The 17,651-nt window shown below is 72.5% G+C and carries 17 protein-coding genes; 12 read left to right on the top strand and 5 right to left on the bottom strand.

Annotated features, from left to right (window positions below):
- Nucleotides 1-173: 173 nt before the first annotated feature.
- Both ACETWP_RS01330 and nucS read right to left on the bottom strand, forming a co-directional pair.
- Nucleotides 174-1,424: an N-acetylglucosamine-6-phosphate deacetylase gene (locus ACETWP_RS01330; RefSeq protein ID WP_373970380.1), complete on the bottom strand. Its 1,251-nt coding sequence runs from the start codon at nucleotides 1,422-1,424 to the stop codon at nucleotides 174-176.
- Nucleotides 1,425-1,463: 39 nt separating this feature from the next.
- Nucleotides 1,464-2,159, bottom strand: coding sequence for an endonuclease NucS (gene nucS, locus ACETWP_RS01325; protein ID WP_373970379.1), 696 nt, complete (start codon nucleotides 2,157-2,159; stop codon nucleotides 1,464-1,466).
- 68 nt (nucleotides 2,160-2,227) lie between these two features.
- Here nucS and ACETWP_RS01320 point away from each other — a divergent pair, with 68 nt between their 5' ends.
- The gene (locus ACETWP_RS01320) at nucleotides 2,228-2,572 is read left to right on the top strand and encodes an Rv1322 family protein (protein ID WP_373970378.1); all 345 of its coding nucleotides are present in this window, start codon (nucleotides 2,228-2,230) and stop codon (nucleotides 2,570-2,572) included.
- Between the two features lie 115 nt (nucleotides 2,573-2,687).
- On the opposite strand, the gene ACETWP_RS01315 is transcribed toward ACETWP_RS01320, so the two are convergent.
- On the bottom strand, nucleotides 2,688-4,103 hold the full coding sequence (locus tag ACETWP_RS01315) for an AI-2E family transporter (RefSeq protein WP_373970377.1): 1,416 nt from the start codon (nucleotides 4,101-4,103) through the stop codon (nucleotides 2,688-2,690).
- 225 nt (nucleotides 4,104-4,328) lie between these two features.
- Here ACETWP_RS01315 and ACETWP_RS01310 point away from each other — a divergent pair, with 225 nt between their 5' ends.
- The 7 genes from ACETWP_RS01310 to ACETWP_RS01280 all read left to right on the top strand — a co-directional run bounded on the left by ACETWP_RS01310 (nucleotide 4,329) and on the right by ACETWP_RS01280 (nucleotide 12,764).
- Nucleotides 4,329-6,137 (top strand): hypothetical protein, encoded by a 1,809-nt coding sequence (locus tag ACETWP_RS01310; protein WP_373970376.1) that lies wholly within the window; start codon nucleotides 4,329-4,331, stop codon nucleotides 6,135-6,137.
- Nucleotides 6,138-6,218: 81 nt separating this feature from the next.
- Nucleotides 6,219-7,184, top strand: coding sequence for a tetratricopeptide repeat protein (locus ACETWP_RS01305; RefSeq protein WP_373970375.1), 966 nt, complete (start codon nucleotides 6,219-6,221; stop codon nucleotides 7,182-7,184).
- Between the two features lie 205 nt (nucleotides 7,185-7,389).
- Nucleotides 7,390-8,169 (top strand): ABC transporter ATP-binding protein, encoded by a 780-nt coding sequence (locus ACETWP_RS01300; RefSeq protein ID WP_373970374.1) that lies wholly within the window; start codon nucleotides 7,390-7,392, stop codon nucleotides 8,167-8,169.
- Complete coding sequence (locus tag ACETWP_RS01295; protein WP_373970373.1) at nucleotides 8,151-9,722, top strand: transporter; 1,572 nt, start codon at nucleotides 8,151-8,153, stop codon at nucleotides 9,720-9,722. Before ACETWP_RS01300 ends, ACETWP_RS01295 begins: the two co-directional genes overlap by 19 nt.
- Before the next feature lie 149 nt (nucleotides 9,723-9,871).
- Nucleotides 9,872-10,168, top strand: a complete 297-nt coding sequence (locus ACETWP_RS01290; protein ID WP_373970372.1) for a DUF3039 domain-containing protein — start codon at nucleotides 9,872-9,874, stop codon at nucleotides 10,166-10,168.
- Between the two features lie 171 nt (nucleotides 10,169-10,339).
- Nucleotides 10,340-12,088 carry a DEAD/DEAH box helicase gene (locus tag ACETWP_RS01285; RefSeq protein WP_373970576.1) on the top strand — a complete coding sequence of 583 codons (1,749 nt, stop codon included), beginning with the start codon at nucleotides 10,340-10,342 and terminating at the stop codon, nucleotides 12,086-12,088.
- A 298-nt stretch (nucleotides 12,089-12,386) separates the two neighbouring features.
- On the top strand, nucleotides 12,387-12,764 hold the full coding sequence (locus ACETWP_RS01280) for a VOC family protein (protein WP_373970371.1): 378 nt from the start codon (nucleotides 12,387-12,389) through the stop codon (nucleotides 12,762-12,764).
- A gap of 6 nt (nucleotides 12,765-12,770) precedes the next feature.
- Here ACETWP_RS01280 and ACETWP_RS01275 read toward each other — a convergent pair whose 3' ends face one another.
- Together ACETWP_RS01275 and ACETWP_RS01270 are read right to left on the bottom strand one after the other, a co-directional pair.
- On the bottom strand, nucleotides 12,771-13,394 hold the full coding sequence (locus tag ACETWP_RS01275) for an isochorismatase family protein (RefSeq protein WP_373970370.1): 624 nt from the start codon (nucleotides 13,392-13,394) through the stop codon (nucleotides 12,771-12,773).
- Between the two features lie 53 nt (nucleotides 13,395-13,447).
- Nucleotides 13,448-14,782, bottom strand: a complete 1,335-nt coding sequence (locus ACETWP_RS01270) for a nicotinate phosphoribosyltransferase (RefSeq protein ID WP_373970369.1) — start codon at nucleotides 14,780-14,782, stop codon at nucleotides 13,448-13,450.
- 100 nt (nucleotides 14,783-14,882) lie between these two features.
- Between ACETWP_RS01270 and clpS the strand changes: the two genes are divergently transcribed.
- The 4 genes from clpS (at nucleotide 14,883) to ACETWP_RS01250 (ending at nucleotide 17,638) form a co-directional block, all read left to right on the top strand.
- Complete coding sequence (gene clpS / locus ACETWP_RS01265) at nucleotides 14,883-15,188, top strand: ATP-dependent Clp protease adapter ClpS (RefSeq protein ID WP_373970368.1); 306 nt, start codon at nucleotides 14,883-14,885, stop codon at nucleotides 15,186-15,188.
- Nucleotides 15,189-15,190: 2 nt separating this feature from the next.
- Nucleotides 15,191-15,772, top strand: a complete 582-nt coding sequence (locus ACETWP_RS01260) for a DUF2017 domain-containing protein (RefSeq protein WP_373970367.1) — start codon at nucleotides 15,191-15,193, stop codon at nucleotides 15,770-15,772.
- Nucleotides 15,773-15,836: 64 nt separating this feature from the next.
- Nucleotides 15,837-16,781, top strand: a complete 945-nt coding sequence (murI, locus tag ACETWP_RS01255) for a glutamate racemase (protein ID WP_373970575.1) — start codon at nucleotides 15,837-15,839, stop codon at nucleotides 16,779-16,781.
- Nucleotides 16,778-17,638 (top strand): MBL fold metallo-hydrolase, encoded by an 861-nt coding sequence (locus ACETWP_RS01250; protein ID WP_373970366.1) that lies wholly within the window; start codon nucleotides 16,778-16,780, stop codon nucleotides 17,636-17,638. Before murI ends, ACETWP_RS01250 begins: the two co-directional genes overlap by 4 nt.
- Nucleotides 17,639-17,651: the final 13 nt, after the last annotated feature.

Raw genomic sequence — 17,651 nt, 5'->3', positions numbered from 1 at the left:
CGGAGCTCCACGCCCGCAACCTGCTTTGCGGGCATGACAAACACCAACACAAAGACTGCGTCAAGCATCACACACGCGTCGCCGCAGATCAACGACTCGGCCGCGGTGTTTTCGGCGGTGAACGCCTTTCCGGAGATTGTCGGCACGTGCGACCGTACCCGGGTGCGCGCAGGTCAGACCGGGGTCGGGTCAGTCCCGGGTTGGCTCAGGAGTCGTCCCTGCCGATACACGGCGAGGAGACGGCAGTCCGCGTCGACGACCACGACGTCGGCGCGGAAACCAAGGTGCAGGGATCCCACCTCGTCGGCCAGTCCCAGCACGGCGGCCGGGACGGCGGTGGCGCTGGTGACCGCGTCCTCCCACGGGACGCCGGAGGCCACGGTGGTCCGGACGACGTCCAGCAGGGTCGAGGTTCCTCCGGCCAACACGCCTCCGGAGGCGAGGCGGGCCACCCCCGACTGCACGTCGACCCGCGCGCCGCCCAGGCTGTAGCTGCCGTCGGGGAGGCCTGTGGCCTGCATCGAGTCCGTAACCAGTGCCACGGACTCGGCCCCGACCAGGGAGAACACCATGCGGACCGTGTCCGGGCTCAGGTGCGTGCCGTCGCCGATGAGTTCGAGCACGGCCCGGCCCTCCGAGGCCGCCTCGAGGCAGGCGGCCACGGGGCCGGGGGAGCGGTGGTGCAGCCCGGGCATGGCGTTGAAGAGGTGGGTGACGATGGGCCGCTCGGTGTAGCCGTCGAAGCCGGCCGAGGCCAGTTCCTCCGCCGCGAGCCGCAGGGAGGCCGCCGTCTGCGCGGCGTCGGCGTCGGTGTGCCCGATCGAGGGCACCACGCCGTGCGAGGCGAGCTGCTCGACGAGGGCGTCGGACCCCTCGAGCTCGGGCGCGTAGGTCATGGTGCGGAGCTGGCCGCGGGCCGCGCCCACGAGTTCGTCGACGAAGTCGGGATCGGGCTCGGCCAGCTCGGCCGCCAGTTGCGCGCCGCAGCGCGCGGGCGACAGGAACGGGCCCTCCGCATGGATGCCGGCGATGAGCCCGTCCTCGGCGAAGCCCGCCAGCCTCTCGGCCGCCGCGAGCATCTCGTCGTAGGGGGCCGCCACGATGCTGGCGAGCAAGGTGGTCGTCCCGGCGCGGTGCAGGAAGTCGACGGCCCCGGCGACCGCGTCGGTGTCGCTGCCCGGGAAGTCGCCGCCGAACGCGCCGTGGCAATGCAGGTCGACGAGCCCCGGCAGGAGCACCGCGTCGGCGGGCGCGTCCACCCGCGCGTACGTGCCGAAATCCGCGGTGCGCTCGAATTCCGCGGCCGGGCCCGCGAAGGATATCCGGTCGCCCTCGAAGGCGACCGCCGCGTCCTCGACGGTGCGTCCGTCGCTGACGGCGCGTCCCTTGATCCACAGGCGGGCGGTGCCCTGGTCCGAAGTCATGGCTCCATCATAGGGGGCCGCCGTCCGGAGGCCCCGGGGTCAGAAGAGCCGTGCGGCGCTGTCGTCCACCCCGCGCATGGCGTCGTAGTCGAGCGTGAGGCATTGGATGCCGCGGTCGGTGGCCAGCGTCCGCGCCTGGGGCTTGATCTGCTGGGCGGCGAAGACGCCGCGGACCGGGGCCAGGCGGGGGTCGCGGTTCATCAGCTCGAGATAGCGCGTGAGCTGCTCGACGCCGTCGATGTCCCCGCGCCTCTTGAGTTCGATCGCGACCGTCGCGCCCTGCGGGTCGCGCGCCAGGATGTCCACGGGGCCGATGGCCGTCATGTACTCGCGCCGCACGAGGGTGAAGCCGTCGCCCAGAAGGTCGATCTGGTCCGCGAGGAGCCGCTGCAGGTCGGCCTCGACGCCGTCCTTGATCAGTCCCGGATCGATGCCGAGCTCGTGGCTGGAGTCGTGGAGCGTCTCGTGGATGCGGATCACCAGACGGTCGTCGCTCTTGGCGTGCTGCACGTGCCACACGTCCTTCGCTCCCGCCTGGGCCTCGTCCTCGTCGGCCGGGAGCACGCGGAGGGTCGCCGGCGGACTCATCCAGTTCAGCGGCTTGTACGACCCGCCGTCGGAATGGATGAGGACGGAGCCGTCGGCCTTCACCAGCAGCAGCCGGGTGGCCAGCGGGAGGTGGGCACGCAGGCGCCCCTCGTAGTCGACCGAGCACTTCGCAATCACTAAACGCACACCGAGCACTCTACCGGGTGGCGCCGGGCACGCGGGCGGGGTGGTCGGCGGTGGGGCAGAATGTAGGCATGCCCCGCTCCAACCGTCCGCGCCGCCCCGCGAGCCCCGCCCCGGGCGGGAATCGGGGCCGGGGGCCGGAGCCGCGGGACGGCGAGGCGCCGTGGGAGCGCACCCGCTATGGGGTCCCGGAACTGCAGGAGGCGCCCGACGGGCAGTGGCATGTGCGCAGGATCTCGCCGCTGCGCGCGGAGAAAAGCTATACCTGTCCCGGCTGCCGCCGGACGATCGCGCCGGGGGTGGAACACGTGGTGGCGTGGCGTGCGGACCACTGGCTGGGGGAGGAGAAGTCCGCCGCGGAGCGGCGCCACTGGCACACCCACTGCTGGCGGACGCGCAGCCACCACTACCGCTGAGCGGTCGATGGCCGGTCCCGGCGACACCGGTTCTTGGCGGCGTCCGGTCCCTGCGGCCTGGGGTTTGGCGACGTTGGGTTTGGCGACACCGGGTCCCGACTCCGGCGGATTGCGGCTACAGCCGGTCCTGGCGGGCGATCAGGACCTCGCGGAGCAGGAGCATGGCGGCGGCCGCCAGCGGGATCGCCATGAGGGCGCCCGCGATGCCCATCAGCGCGCCGCCGGCGATGACGGCGATCACTGCGACCGCGCCGGGCACCGCCACCGCCTTCTGCATCACGTGGGGCGAGATGAAGTAGGCCTCGAGCTGCAGGTAGGCGAAGTAGAATCCCGCGTACACCGCGGCCGTCTCCCAGCCCACGGTCAGCGCGACCAGTGAGACCAGGATGCCGGCGATGACGGCGCCCACCAGCGGAACGAAGGCGAGCATCGCGACGACGAGGCTCAGCAGCAGGCTGAAGGGCACCCCGACGGCCGTCATCAGCACGAACGCGTAGAGCGCGTTGAGCCCCGCGACAAAGGCCTGGCCCATGACGTAGTTGCCCACGCTGTTCGTGATCTGTTCCGTCAGGGCCTGGACCTTGGGCCGGTTGGACCGCGGCGCCAGCCGGTAGGACCACGCCTTGAGGGCCGGCAGCGAGGCCAAGAAGTACACGGCCAGCACGAGGACGGTCAGCGTGCCGAACATGCCCTGGAGGATCACCGTCCCCACGCCCAGGACGCCGCCGAACACGCCGCCCACGGCGCCGGAGTCGGCGAAGAACCGGTTGACCTCCTCCGTCACCCGGTCCCGGACCTGGAACTGGTTGTCCACGGTGCGGAAGACGTCCGAATTCAGGAAGTCGTCGACGAAGCCCGGCGCGCTCCCGACGAATTGGGCCGTCTGGGCGACGATCGTGGGAATCAACACGCCGAAGACGCCGGCGAAGACGGCGGCCAGCATCAGCATCGCGATGAGGACGCCCACCGGGCGGGGCAGGCCCCGCTTCTCCACCCAGCGCACGACGGGGTCGAGGCCCAGCGCGATGAACAGCGCGATCGCGATCCAGACCACCAGTTGACCCACGTTGGTGAGGATGAAGTACCCCAGCAGTGCGAGGCCCACGCCGACGGTCCCCATGAAGCCGACCTGGATCGGGTGTCGGTACACGCGGGCGGCCAGCGCGGAGCTCTCGACCGCGTCGTCCGGCTCGGGGGGAACGTCGTAGCGTGACTTGCGGTCCGTCAGCACCAGGGCGGCGACCAGCCGCTCCCACAGGGTCGGCGATCCGTTCGCCGTCCCGGCGGACGCGGCGCCGGGCGAGCCGGCCGCCGGCGCGTCCGCGGGGTCCTCCACGCCGGGTTGTCCCGGACCGGCGCCGACGTCCTCCCCGGAGTGTGCGGTGGACGGCGGCGTGCCCCCGGTTTCGGGACCGGCGCCGCCGGACGCTCCGGGAGCCGGCTCGGCCACCGGTCCCGCCGACGCGTCGTGCCCCGTCGCCGCCGGGCCTCGGCCGGCGTCGGATCCTGCGCGTTCGCTGTCCCTTTTCACAGGTCGAGCGTACCCTCAGTCCCCGGACCGGAGACCCCCGACGCGACCGGTGCCCCGGGTCTGCATCTGCGGAGAACGTGTGCCCGGACACAGCCCGGAACACCGGCGGTGACCAATTCGTTATCATTGGAGTGTGGCCCGTGGACCCTCCCTGTCCGCGCGGCGCGTCGAGGCCGTTGAACGACCCCTTCCGTTAGGTGATGTGTAGTGCGAAAAGTATTAGCTGTGTTGGCGATCCTGCTGGGCGCCGCAGCCCTGGTGACGGGCATTGGCCAGCAGACGTTCTGGGCACCGCCCGCGACACTGACCGCGACGGTGCCCGCGCCGCTCGAGGACGCGCCGGTGACCGTGATCGAGCCGGGCATCTCCGCGGTGCACGGCGACCCGGTCGAGGTCACCATCAGGGGCGACGGCGAGTTCGTCGCGGCGCTGGGCCGCAGCGCCGACGTCGACGCCTGGGTCGGCGAGGCCGCGCACAACACCGTCTCCTCCGTCGACGCGGAGAACCAGGTGCTGGTCGCCGAGCACACGGACGGCGAGGCCACCGTGCCCGATCCCGGGCAATCGGATCTGTGGGTCGCCACCGAGACCTTCGAGGGCCAGCTGGAACACCAGTGGACCGAGCCCGCCGATGGGCAATGGTCGCTGCTCCTCGCCGCCGACGGGACCGAGGCCGCCCCCACCGACATCACCGTGACGTGGCCGAACGACGCCGGGACGCCGTTCGCGGTGCCGCTTGTCATCGGCGGTTCCCTGCTTCTGGTGCTGGGCCTCGTGCTGGCGGCGCTGGCCGCACGCGGCGGCCGTGGCCGCGGCCACGGCCACGGAACGTCCGCGCCGGTCGGACCCGAAACGGCCGGGGCGCCGACGGCCGCCGCCGGTCCGCACAACGCCGCCGGTCCGCACAGCGCCGCCGGTCCGAACGACGGTCCCGCGACGCAGGCGGCGCCCGTGTCCGCCTCCACGCCGCACGGCCGACGCGGGGAGTCGGGGGGCGCCTCCGGCGCCACCGTCCTGCGCGGCGCCGCGGTGGCCGTCGCCGCCGCCCTCATCCTGTCCCCGGCACTTTCCGCGTCGGCGAGCACCGGACCCTCGCCCAGCGGCTCCGCGGAGCCCGCGCCGGCCGCCGAGCCCGGGGACCGGTCCTCGGACGTCCACGCCGTCCTGCTCGACGTGCAGCTCGAGGGCATCCTGGACTCCATCGCGGAGACCGTCGCCGACGGCGACGCGGCCAAGGACGCCAAGAAGCTGCAGTCCCGGGTCGGCGGCCGCGCGCTGGAGCTGCGCGAGACCAACTACGGCCAGCGCGCCGACGGCATCAAGGTGGCGGCCCCGGCGGCCGTCGGCGCCGGCCCGGTGCTCTCCGCGGCCGTGACGACGACGACCGACTGGCCCCGCACGGTGACGGTCGTCACGAAGGCGGAGAAGGCCACGGTCCCGCAGGTGCTGGTCCTCAAGCAGCAGAGCCCCCGCTCGAACTACAAGCTCGTCTCCAGCGTCTCGATGCTGCCCGGCTCGGAGTTCCCGGGGATCGCGGTGGGCGACCCCTCGGTGACGACCGCGACGCCGCACGCCAAGGGCCTCGTGACCTCGCCGGCCTCGGCGGCGGCGCGGCTGGGGGAGGTCCTGACCAAGCCCGGGTCCGACCACAGCGACCTCTTCGCCGACAGCGTCTTCATCAAGGCCACGCACGAGGGGCAGAGCGAGGTCCAGAAGTCCAACAAGGACGCGGACATCTGGTACTCGCGACGGGTCGACGACAAGCGCACGACCGCGATGCGGACGCCCGACGGCGGCGCGATCGTCACGGCGTACTACGTCAGCACGATGAGCGCCGAGCCCAAGCAGAAGGGCGGCACCGTGCGCCTGGACAGCGTGAGCGCGAAGCTTGCCGGCGCGTCCACCACCAAGGAGCAGGCCTCCCTTTCCTACGGCGAGTCGGTCGTGTTCTACATCCCCGCGGCGGGTGGCAAGGACAAGATCCGGCTCGTGGCCGGGGACGTCGCGCTGCTGTCCGCCAAGGTGGCCGGCTAGCAAGAAACGCCGCGGACCGGACCCTCGGCCGCCACGCGCCGCTTTCGGCGCGTGGCGGCCGTTTTGCATAAGGTAGAGACCATGACCAGCACAGACGAAACAGGGGCGGCCTCCTCGCGCGGCGCCTTCGACCTCTCCTCGCTCGCCGGCGGCCCCGCGGCCGCCTCCGCCGACGGGGCTGCGCCGTCCGGGACTCCGGGAACCGCCGGAGCCGGATCCCCGGCACCGGCCGCCACGGGCGACACCTGGGTCCGGTCGGTCACCCAGCAGGAGTTCCCCGAGCTGATCCAGCTCTCCAACCGCGTTCCCGTCGTCGTCTCGCTCGGCAGCGGCGGCGTCCCGGCCTCGGCCCAGCTCGACGCGGCCATCGGCCGGGCCGTGGACGGCTACGCCGGACGCCTGGTCCTCGCGACGGTGGACACCGACCGCGAACAGGCCATCGCGCAGGCCTTCCGCATCCAGCAGGTCCCGGCGGTCGTGGCGTTGCTCAACGGCCAGCCCGTGCCGATGTTCCAGGGGGCCATGGCCGAGGACCAGCTCCGGTCGCTCCTGGACGAGCTCCTCCAGCTGGGCGTGCAGCACGGCGTCGCGGGCACCGTGCCACCGTTCGGCGGGGCGCCGGAGGAGGCCCCCGTGCCGCCCCTCCACCAGGAGGCGATGGACGCGATCGACGCCGGCGACTTCGACGGCGCCGCGGCCGCCTACCGCAAGGCCCTGGCGGAGAAGCCCAACGACCACGACGCGGCCACCGGGCTGGCGCACGTCGAGCTGCTCCGCCGCACCACGGGAGCGGACCTGGAGGCGGTCCGGCGGTCCGCAGCGGAGAACCCCGATTCCGTGGATGACCAGCTGGCCGTCGCGGACCTGGATCTCACCGGCGGGCACGTCGAGGACGCGTTCGCGCGGCTCGTCGCGCTGATCGGCCGAACCGGCGGCGACGACCGGGAGACGGCCCGCGCGCGCCTCGTCGAGCTGTACTCGGTCGTCGGCAACCAGGACCCGCGGGTCGCCGCGTCGCGCCAAGCCCTGGCGCGCGTGCTCTTCTAACGGGGGAGCCCGGGCCGGGCCGGGCGGCCGACGGGCGGCAGCGACGGCGGATCCGGGGCCCGCCGCCGTGGGTCAGCGGAGGACCGCCAGCCGTGGTTCCGTCGTCCGCAGGGATGACGCGCCCGGGCCCCCCGGCCGGGGCGCGGCCCGGGATTCGTCCCGAGGGATGATGCCAGCGTGCGCCCGCCGCTGCTAGGTTCGGCGTATGACTTCCGCACACACCGCCGGCCCGGCGCCGGCCATCGCCATCCGCGGGCTGGGCAAGCGTTTCGGCGAGAAGGCAGCCGTCAACGGGATCAGCCTCGACGTCCCGGCCGGCTCCTTCTACGGCCTCGTGGGACCCAACGGCGCGGGCAAGACCACCGCCCTGTCCATGGCCACCGGGATGCTGCGGCCGGACGCCGGACAGGTCTGGATCCACGGACGCGACGTCTGGAAGGACACGCTGGGCGCCAAGTCGCTGCTCGGCGTCCTGGCCGACGGCGTCCGGCTCTTCGACCGGCTCACCGGACGCCAGCTCGTGACCTACGCCGGACTGCTGCGCGGAATGGACACCGCCACCGTGCAGGAGCGCACCGACGACCTGCTCCGCGTGCTCGATCTCGAGGACGCGGCGTCGAAGCTCGTGGTCGACTACTCGGCCGGCATGACGAAGAAGATCGCCCTCGCCACCGCCCTGATCCACTCTCCCCGCGTCCTGGTGCTGGACGAGCCGTTCGAGGCCGTGGACCCGGTGTCCGCGGCAAACATCCGCGACATCCTGACCGACTACGTCGGCCACGGCGGGACCGTCGTCGTCTCCAGCCACGTCATGGATCTGGTCCAGCGCATGTGCACCCACGTCGCGGTCATCGCCCAGGGCAACCTGCTGGCGTCCGGGACGGTCGAGGAGGTCCGCGCGGGGTCCAGCCTCGAGGACAGGTTCGTCGAGCTCGTCGGCGGCCGCGGCACCAGTCAGGGGCTCTCGTGGTTGCACACCTCCTGAGGCTCAAGGCGCGGCTGCTGGCCAACGGCTTCCGCCGCAGTCCGTGGCAGCTCGTCGGCGTGATCATCGGCGGCCTGTACGGGCTCTTCGTGACCGCCATGCTGCTCGTCGGTCTCTTTTTCCTCGGCGGGCAGGGGGCGGACACCATCGGCACGGCCCTGGTGCTGGCCGTCTCGGCCACCGTGCTGGGCTGGGCCCTCATCCCGGTCGTCTTCACCGGTGTGGACCTCACGCTGGACCCCGCGCGGTTCACCACGTTCACCATCCCCCCGCGCCAACTCGTCACCGGCCTGCTGCTCAGTGGATTCATCGGCGTACCCGGCGTCGTCACCCTGCTGCTGCTCGCCGGGCAGGGACTGGCCTGGCGGGCCTCGCCCGCGGCGGCCGTCGCGGCCGTCGCCTGCGGCATCCTCGCCGCGGTGCTCTGCCTCGCCGCCGCCCGCCTGACCTCCGCCGCCGCCACTGCGCTGACGGGGAGCAGGCGTTTCCGGGAGATCGCCGCGATGCTCCTGATCGTGCCGCTTGTCCTTCTGGGCCCCATCATCAGCAGCGCCACCGCGGGCATCGAGGGTGCCATGGCGTGGCTGCCGACCGCCGCCACGGCTCTGGGCTGGACGCCGCTCGGCTCCTTCGCGGCCGTCCCGGCCGACGTGGCGGCGGGCGCCTGGGCGACGGCGGCCGCCCGGTTCGCGCTCTCGGTGGCCTACCTGGCCGGAGTCCTCTGGCTGTGGAAGGGCTCGCTCCTGCGGGCGCTCGAGACGCCGCCGCGCGAGAGCGGCGGAGGCAAGGGCGCCGAGGGCATCGGGGCGCTGCGCTTTTTCCCCGCGACCCCCTGGGGCGCCGTGGCCGGGCGGGCGCTGATCTATTGGCTGCGCGACCCGCGGTACGCCGTCAGCATCATCGTGGTCCCGCTGCTTCCCGTGCTGGCCGTGTACTGGTCGGCCCAGTCGGGGAACTACTCGTTCCTGCTCTATCTGGCGCCGGTGCTCGCGATCCTGCTGTCCTTCAGCATCTCCGCCGACGTCTCGTACGACAGCACGGCTTTCGCGCTGCACGTCGTGTCGGGCCTGCGTGGCGTCGACGACCGGCTGGGGAGGGTCGTCGCCTGCGCCGTGATCTCCGTCCCCGTGGTGCTGGTGGCCGCGGTCCTCCCGCCCCTGCTGCTCGGACAGACGGAAATGCTGCCCGCCGTGCTCGGTGTGTCGGTCGGGGCGCTGCTGAGCGGCTTCGGCGTGTCGTCGGTCGCCTCCGCGCGTTTCACCTACGCCGTGCCGCAGCCGGGTGACAGCCCCTTCAAGACGCCCCCCGGCGCCGGAGTGCGGATGATGGTGGTGCAGGTGGCGACGATGCTGGTCATGACGGTCCTGCTGCTGCCGGCGGGCGCGCTGCTGGTGGCCCAGCTGGTCACGGGCGACGCGGTGTACGGCTGGTGGGCGCTCGCCGTGGGACCGCTCGTGGGCGCCGTGCTGTTCGGCATCGGACTCAGGCTCGGCGGCCGCTGGTGGGACGCCCGCCTGCCCGAGCTCATGCAGGCGACCGTCCTGAATCGCTAGACCGCGTCGGCGGGCCACGCCCGGGGCCGCCCGGAACCGGCGCCGGCCGTCCGTGGTTCGGCGTCGTGTCCCCCGCGTGGTCCCACGCGTCGTGGGGGAGCTCGCGCTGGGCGCCGACGGGGCCGCCGACGGTTGGTAGACTGGGACGCATGAGCTTGCCTGCAGACCCCTTCGAGAACGATCCCCGCGACCCCCGCACCGGGGGAGGCACCGCGACCATCGAACGCGAGGAGCAGCTCCAGGAGGTCGAGCCGGGGGACCGCGAGCGCTTCGCGCACTATGTCCGCAAGGAAAAGATCATGGAGTCCGCCCTCACCGGCGAGCCGGTGATCGCGCTTTGCGGCAAGGTGTGGACGCCGGGCCGCGATCCGCAGAAGTTCCCGGTGTGCCCCGAGTGCAAGGAAATCTACGAGGGCATCCGTCCCGGCGGGGACGACAAGAAGTAGTTCCGCCCGCCCGGCGTATCCCGTCGGCGGCCGGTTCCGCGCGCCCGCGTCCGGCGCGCGCGGACGGACGATCGAAGCAGCGGCAGGGCCGGCGGCCCGCCATGACACACGCCATCGAGCGTTCCAAGGAGGTTGGCCGTGGACGACGCCCTGTTCCATCTGGGTGAGGACATGCCGCCCGCGTACCCGGAGCGCGCCGCCTGGGGCACGGCCCCGAAGCTCCGCCAGTGGCAGACCGAGGCGCTGGAGTCCTACTTCGCCAAGGGCCCGCGGGACTTCCTGGCCGTCGCGACCCCGGGTGCCGGCAAGACGACGTTCGCGCTGCGCGTTGCCGCGATGCTGGTGGACGCCGGCACGGTCAACCGGATCACCGTCGTGGCGCCCACCGACCACCTCAAGAGGCAGTGGGCGGACGCCGCCGCACGCATCGGACTCTCGATCGACCCCAACTTCAGGAACGCCGATGGCCGCCACGGGTCCGGCTACATCGGCGTTGCCGTCACGTACGCCCAGGTCGCAAGCAAGCCGCTGCTGCACCGGGCCAAGACGGAAGCCGCGCGCACGTTGGTCATCCTCGACGAGATCCACCACGGCGGCGACGCGCTGAGCTGGGGCGACGGCATCCGCGAGGCGTTCGAACCGGCCACCCGCCGGCTCGCCCTGACCGGTACGCCGTTCCGGTCGGACACCGCGCCGATCCCCTTCGTCGAATACGCGGAGGGCAAGGACGGGATCCGGCGCTCCAAGGCGGACTACGTCTACGGCTACGGCGACGCCCTCAAGGACAGCGTGGTCCGTCCGGTGATCTTCATGGCGTACTCGGGCCAGATGCGGTGGCGGACCTCCGCGGGCGAGGAGATGGAGGCCCAGCTCGGCGAGGGTTTCGCCAAGGACATCACCGCGCACGCCTGGCGCACCGCCCTGAATCCGCAGGGGGAGTGGATCCCGTCGGTGCTGGCCACCGCCGACCGTCGGCTGACCGAGGTTCGGAGGACGATCCCGGACGCGGGCGCGCTCGTGATCGCGACCGACCACGAGGACGCCCGGGCGTACGCGGCCCAACTGAAGCGCATCACGGGCGAGCCGGTCACGACGATCCTCTCCGACGACGCGAAGGCCTCGTCCAAGATCGAGGAGTTCTCCGCCGGGGACGCGCGGTGGATGGTCGCGGTGCGCATGGTGTCCGAGGGTGTCGACGTCCCCCGCCTGGCGGTCGGGGTCTACGCGACGTCCACGTCCACTCCGCTGTTCTTCGCCCAAGCCGTCGGCCGCTTCGTGCGCTCGCGCAAGCGCGGCGAGGTCGCGTCCGTCTTCCTGCCCTCGGTGCCGATCCTCATGGAGCTCGCGAACCAGATGGAGGTGGAGCGCGACCACGCGCTGGACCGCCCCGAGAAGCACGTGGAGGACCCCGACTTCGTTCCCGAGGAGGCCCTCATGGACGAGGCCAACCGGGAGGACAAGGCGTCGGACGCGCTGACCAAACAGAAGTTCGAGGCCCTCCACTCGCAGGCCGCCTTCGACCGCGTGCTCTACGACGGCGGCGAGTTCGGCACCGGTGGATCCATGGGGTCGGAGGAGGAACAGGACTTCCTGGGCATTCCCGGCCTCCTGGACGCCGACCAGGTGGGCATGCTCCTGCGGCAGCGCCAGCAGGAGCACGCGACGCGCCGCGGGCGCAAGTCCGCCGTGCAGGGGGACGGGACCTTGCCTCCGGTCGTGGACCACCGGCGGCTGATGGACCTGCGCAGCGAGCTCTCCAAGAATGTCTCGGCCTGGTCCGCGCGCACCGGAACGCCGCACGGGGTCATCCACACCAAGCTGCGCGAGGTCTGCGGCGGCCCGGCCGTGGCCCAGGCGAGCGCCGATCAGCTGACGAAGAGGCTCACCAAGCTGCAGGACTGGTTCGTCGGCCGCAGGTAGCGCGGAGCGCACGTGATCCGTTTCCGGCCCGGACCCGTTCCGGCCCGGAACCCGTCGGCATCGCGGTCCGTGCACTTCTCGGCGCCGGCGCCGCATAGGCTCCCGTTGTCTAGGCTCCCGTTGTCTAGGCTCCCGTTGTCTAGGCTCCCGCTGTCGGCGCGCCGGTCGGCGGCCCATGCCATCGGCGACCCCGGCCTCGTGGGCGCCCGGGGCTTCGGCTACGCTGTGCGCACCGGGCCGCGGGCGCCCGGACCCGCCCGCCCAGGCCGGCGGAAGCCCCGACGGAGGAGGCCCCGGGATGGAACTGCTGCAGGTGGCCCAGCGCGCGACCGACCTGCCGCGCGCCACGGACTTCTACACCCGGCTGCTCGGCACGGGGCCGGTCGGCCGCTTCGACCCGCCCGGGCTGGTGTTCTTCCGCCTCGGGGGCACCCGGCTGCTCCTGGAGGCGGGAGCCCCGAGCTCCCTGATCTACCTGCGCGTGGACAGCGTCCGCGCCGCGGTGCGGCGGCTGCGGGCCGAGGGTGTCGCCGTCGTCGGCGAGCCGCGGATGATCTTCCGGCACGACGACGACGCGCTCGGCACCGCGGGCACGGCGGAATGGCAGGCGTTCATCCTCGACAGCGAGGGCAACACGGTCGGTCTCGCGAGTCTGGAGGCGCCGGAACCGGAATGACGGGGCCTAATCCGCGTGGATCTGCACACCGGCGCGCCGCAGCTCGTCGAAGACGGCCCGCGCGTTGTCCGGGCTGACGGCGGCGGTCAACGGGGCCAGCACGGCGGTCGTCAGGCCGGCGTCCACCGCGGCGAGCGCCGTGGCGCGCACGCAGTGGTCCGTGGCGATGCCCGCGATCTCGACCTCGTCGATGCCGCGGTCGGCCAGCCAGCGCGCCAGCGGCACACCCGGCGCCCGGTGGGTCGGCCCGGGCTCGGGGGCGTCGTCCGCTTCCGGGGCGGCCAGGCGCCCCTCGAACCCCGAGTAGGCGGCCTCGTAGCGACCCTTCCGGAAGAAGGCGTCGATCCGTCCGGGCGGCAGGGCGGTGGCCAGCGCTGGGTGGAGGTCGGCGCCGGGCGTCCCCGCGACGCAGTGCCTCGGCCAGCTGTCGACGAAGTCGGGTTCGCTGGAGAAGTGGGTGCCCGGGTCGATGTGCCAGTCCTGGGTCGCGACGACGGCGTCGTATTCGCCGGGGTGGTCCCGGACGTGCGCCGCGAGGGCCGCGGCCACCGCCGCGCCGCCGTCGACGGCCAGCGAGCCGCCCTCGCAGAAGTCGTTCTGCACGTCCACGATGATCAGTGCCTTACCCATCATGCCGCCTTCCGGAGCCCCGGGGGCCCCACCGTTGCCTTTTCGATGATGTCCTAGAGCGCCGCCCCGGCCTGCCGCGCCTCGTCCACGAACTCGGTCGGGACGACCGGCTCGCCGCGCTGCAGCCTGCGGGCGACGCCCGGCAGCTCCTGCACGCTGTCGTGGTGGCGTTGGGCTGCGCGCAGCACTCCCTCGTGCCCCGTCCAGCCGGGCAGCAGCTCTCCGCCGTCGACGAACTGGTGCAGCAGGTCGCGGTCGTTGGCGTCCCCGGCGGGGCGCTCGCCCACGCCGACCAGCTCGGCCGTCGCCCGTCCGCGCTCGTTGAGGCGGCGCAGAGCGAACTTGCGCCCCCCGACGCTGGACTTGTTCTTGGCGGCCTTCGCGACGTCGACGAACTCGCCGGCGTCGTTCCGGCGGCTGACGAGCTTGTAGACCATGGAGGCGGTGGGGGCCCCGGAGCCGGTGACCAGCGACGTGCCGACCCCGTAGGCGTCCACGGGCGCCGACTGGAGCGCGGCGATCGCGTACTCGTCGAGGTCGGACGTCACCAGGATGCGGGTGTTGTGGTTGCCGAGGTCGTCCAGCAGCGTCCGGACCCAGCGCGCCTGCTCCACGAGGTCGCCCGAGTCCAGCCGGACGGCGCCCAGTTCCGGGCCGGCGACCTCCACGGCCGTCCGCACGCCCTGTTCGACGTCGTAGGTGTCCACGAGCAGCGTGGTGTCCCGGCCCATGGACGCGACCTGGGCCTCGAAGGCCTCGCGCTCGGAGTCGTGGAGCAAGGTGAAGGAGTGCGCGGCCGTGCCCACGGTCTTCAGGCCGTAGCGCTGTCCCGACTCGAGGTTGGACGTGCTCGAGAACCCGGCGATGACCGCCGCCCGAGCCGCGGCGACCGCCGACTCCTCCTGCGTGCGCCGTGAACCCATCTCGATGCACGGCCGGCTGCCCGCCGCCGCGACCATCCGCGACGCCGCGGAGGCGATGGCCGAGTCGTGGTTGAGTGCGGACAGGATGAAGGTCTCCAGGACGCAGGCCTCCGCGAAGGTGGACTCCACGATGAGGATCGGCGAGCCCGGGAAGTAAAGATCGCCCTCCGCGTAGCCGAAGATGTCGCCGGTGAAGCGGAATCCCTCCAGGTACTCCAGCGTGCGGGAGTCGACGACGCGGTTGCGCTCGAGGAACTCCAGCTGTTCCGCGCCGAAGCGGAAGTGCTCCAACCCCTCGAGAATGCGGCCGGTCCCGGCCACGACGCCGTAGCGGCGGCCGTCGGGCAGGCGGCGGGCGAAGGCCTCGAAGACGGACCGGCGGTGTCCGGCGCCCGAATGCAGCGAGGCCTGCAGCATGGTCAGCTCGTAGTGGTCGGTGAAGAGCGAGGTGGGCTGCTGCCACATGGGAGGGACTCCTCGGTCGGCGGGATCGGCAGGGCGGCGGCTCCCCGCCCTTTCTGCCACTCTAGCCCGGGCGCGCGCGGGTCGGTCGTAGAATGGAGCCATGCCAGTGATCACCGCCCAGACCGAGGTCCTTCCCCGGGCCGAGACCGAGGGACGCGTCGAACTCGATGTCCCGTACGTGCTGATCGTCTGGAACGATCCCGTGAACCTGATGAGCTACGTGAGCTACGTCTTCCGCAGCCACTTCGGCTACAGCGAGGCCAAGGCCGACGCGCTGATGCTGGAGGTCCACCAGAACGGCCACTCCGTCGTTTCCAGCGGAACGCGGGAGAAGATCGAGGCCGACGTGGCCGCGATGCATGCCTTCGGCCTGTGGGCCACCCTCCAGCGCGCCGACGAGTCCTGAGCGTGGCCAAGGCGTTCAAGAGCACCCACCGTGGCCTGACCTGCCACTTGGAGAAGGCGGAGCGGGACCTCCTGCGCAGCCTCTTCGAGGATGTCGTGACCATGCTCGAGCCCGAGCCTCCGGTCTCCGGAGCGGCGGACGAGGACCCGCTGTGGGCGGTGGTCGGGATGGATCCGCGGGCCCACGCCGTCGACTTCGCCGCGCCGACGGACGACGCCGTCCTGCGGCTGCTTCCGGATGCGGTGCGGGACGACGCCGAGGCCTCCCTGGAGTTCCGCCGCCTGACGGAGCGGGGCCTGCGCGAAGCGAAGGTCGGCGCGCTGCGCGCGGCCGCTTTGGCCGTGGAGACCTCGCCCGTGCTGCTCGCCCCCGGGACGGCCCCGAAGTTCGCCGCGGCGCTCAACGACGTCCGGCTGGTCCTCGCGCAGCGCCTCGGGCTCGAGACGGAGGAGGACGCGGCGCGGGTCCACGCCTTCGACGACTGGAGCGCGGCCGAGAACGTCGACGAGTACCTGGCGCTGGTCTACAACTTCGTCACCTGGCTGCAGGAATCGCTGATGCAGGCGCTCAACGAGTCACTGTGACGTGGCCGACACTTCGGTCGCGGACGCCGGGCTCCGGCGCCGCAGGCAGTATTCTCTGATGACCATGACACACCTTCCAGGCCCGCGCTCCTTCGCGGACACGGTGTCCTCCCCGCGAGCATCGTCGCCGCTGGGGATCTTCGACTCCGGCGTCGGCGGCCTCACCGTATCCCGCGCCATCATCGACCAGCTGCCCCACGAGTCCACGCTGTACGTGGGCGACACGGCCAACAGCCCCTACGGGCCACTGCCCATCGCCGAGGTCCGCGCCAACGCGCTGGGCGTGATGGACGAACTGGTGGATTCCGGCGTGAAGCTGCTGGTCATCGCGTGCAACTCGGCCTCCTCGGCGGTGCTGCGCGACGCGCGCGAGCGCTACACCGCCCGGTACGGGATCCCCGTCGTCGAGGTCATCCAGCCGGCCGTGCGCCGCGCGGTCGCGGCCACCCGCAACGGGCGCATCGGGGTCATCGGCACCGCGGCGACCGTGGGCTCCCGGGCCTACGAGGACGCCTTCGCCGCCGCGCCGCACCTCGCCATCTCGTCCGCGGCGTGCCCGCGGTTCGTGGAGTTCGTCGAACGCGGCATCACCACCGGCGACGAGTTGCTCGAGACGGCCGAGCACTATCTCGCGCCGCTCAAGGCCGCCGGGGTCGACACCCTGGTGCTGGGCTGCACTCACTACCCGCTGCTCACGGGCGTCCTCTCCTACGTGATGGGCGACGCGGTCACGCTCGTCTCCAGCGCGGAGGAGACCGCAAAGGACGTCTACGGCGCTCTGCTGCGGCACGGTCTGTCCCGGCCCGACGGCACGGAGCCCACCCACCACTTCGTCGCCACCGGGGACGCGGACTCCTTCGAGGTGCTGGCCCGCCGGTTCCTCGGTCCGGAGGTCCTGGGGGTGGAGCACGTCGACCACGTCTCGGCGCGCTACCCGACGGGCTCCATGGCCCGCATCACCCCGGAGATGATCGCCCGGGCGAACGCCGCCGCGGGGGCGCGGCCATGAAGCTCACGATCGTGGGCTGCAGCGGCTCCTTTCCGGGCCCCGGCTCGCCGGCGTCGTGCTACCTGGTCACCGCGCACGACGGCTTCCGCCCGTGGCGGATTCTGCTGGACCTCGGGAGCGGTTCCCTCGGCGTCCTCCAGCGGTACATGGACCTCAAGGACATCGACGCGATCTTCCTCAGCCACCTCCACCCGGACCACTGCATGGACCTGTGCGGACTGCATGTGGCGGTGCACTGGGACCCGGCGGGCTGGAACCGCGACCGCGTCACCGTCTGGGGACCCGCGGCCACCGCGGACCGGATGGCAACCGCCTACGGGCTCCCGCTGGATCCCGGCATGCACGAGGACTTCGACTTCAACTCCTGGGCGGCCCGCGAGCCCGTGGAACTCGGCCCCTTCACGATCACCGCGGTTCCCGTGCGCCACCCCGTGGAGGAGGCGTACGCGCTCCGCGTCGAGGCCCGCGAACCGCTGGCCGACGGGTCGGTGCGCACCTCCGTGCTGGCCTACTCCGGGGACACCGACACCTGCGACGGCCTGATCGAGGCCGCCGCCGACGCCGACATGTTCCTGTGCGAGGCCGCGTTCGAGGAGGGGCGCGACGACGGGATCGACGGCGTGCACCTCACCGGCAAGCGCGCCGGGGAGATGGCCACCGCGGCCGGCGCACGCCGCCTGCTCCTCACCCACGTCCCGGTGTGGACGGACATCAACACCGTGGTGGACGAGGCCCGCGAGACCTACGGGGGCGGGCTGGCCGTCGCCGTCTCCGGCGTCACCTACGGCGTCTGGTCCGGCGACCGCCTGGGGGAGCCGGCGGATCCGCCCGAGGCCAAGGACCCGACCCGCGCCTGACCCGGGCCCCTCG

Source organism: Arthrobacter halodurans (assembly GCF_041877255.1).
GTDB classification, from domain to species: Bacteria; Actinomycetota; Actinomycetes; order Actinomycetales; family Micrococcaceae; genus Arthrobacter_N; species Arthrobacter_N halodurans.
The sequence above is the reverse complement of the archived record's forward strand: the minus strand, read 5'-3'. Positions and strand labels throughout refer to the sequence as shown.